The 1,094-nt window shown below is 75.8% G+C and carries 1 protein-coding gene; it reads right to left on the reverse strand.

Annotated features, from left to right (window positions below; translation table 11 throughout):
• Window positions 1-159: 159 nt before the first annotated feature.
• A complete protein-coding gene (locus L2I40_RS23555) occupies window positions 160-840 on the reverse strand; it encodes a metallophosphoesterase family protein (protein WP_237217777.1) in 681 nt (226 codons plus the stop codon).
• Window positions 841-1,094 lie beyond the last annotated feature (254 nt).

Genomic DNA, 1,094 nt, shown 5'->3' on the forward strand with positions numbered 1-1,094 from the left:
CCCGCCGCCCGCCGCCCAGCACGCCCCGCTCACGCCAGCCTCCGCCCTCCGAGGATCCGGCCGCGAAGCGGCCGGCGCGCCGCGACCGACCGCGCGGCCGCGTGCGGCATGTCTGCGGCGCGCGAGCCAAGCCGCCGGAGGCGGCGCCGGCGCCTGAGGTCACCCAAAGATAAACCCCACCCGGTCCTCCTCCAGCACCGCGCAGGTCAGCGGGCCGCCGAAGACGGCGCCGGTGTCGAGGCCGATGCGGTGCGGCAGGATCTCCGGCCCCTCGCTCGGCGTGTGGCCATGGACCACCACCGCCTCGAGCGGGCCGCGCCAGGACAGGAAGGGCTCGCGGATCCAGGCCAGGTCCATCGCATCCTGCCGGTCGAGCGGCACGTCCGGCCGGACGCCGGCATGGGCGAAGAAATAGCCGCCGATCGCGAAGCTCGGCTTGAGGCGCGCCAGGAAGTCGAGGTCGCGCTGCGGCACCGCCCGCCAGCTCCGCAGGTCGCGCGGGTCGGCGCCATAGCTCTCGAGCGTCGGCCCGCCGCCATTGTCGAGCCAGAAGGCGATCACCTCCTCCTCGGCCTGCGGGTCGAGCGCGGCGAGCATCATCTGCTCGTGGTTGCCGGCGAGGTTGACCAGCGCGGCGCCGCGCACCGGCGGCGCGCGCAGCAGATCGAGCACGCCGGCGCTGTCCGGCCCGCGATCCACGTAGTCGCCGAGATGCACAAGGAGGATGCGCTCCACGGGCTCCGCCGCGGCATGCTCGGCGATGCGCTCGTGCAGCGCGGCCAGCCGCTCGGCGCAGCCATGCGGGTCGCCGATCGCATAGACGCGCAGGCCCCCGGGCAACCAACCGGGGGATAAGGATTCGGCAAGCATGGCAGGCGCAAGGGTAGAGCAGCCGCCGCGCGCCGTCGCCCTCGGGCCGGCGCGGCGGCGGACACATGCCCGGGACGGCCATGCAGGATGCTCCCCCGACCGCGCCGATCGCGCTCGCCCGGCCCGTGCAGGAACAGCCGGGCCGGGAGGTGGGCGCGGCGCTCCGCCACGCGCTGCGCGACGCGGGCGGCAAGGTGGTGCTGCGGATCGAGCCCGGCGCGCCA

The sequence above is a fragment of the Falsiroseomonas oryziterrae genome, assembly GCF_021864505.1.
Lineage (GTDB): Bacteria > Pseudomonadota > Alphaproteobacteria > Acetobacterales > Acetobacteraceae > Falsiroseomonas > Falsiroseomonas oryziterrae.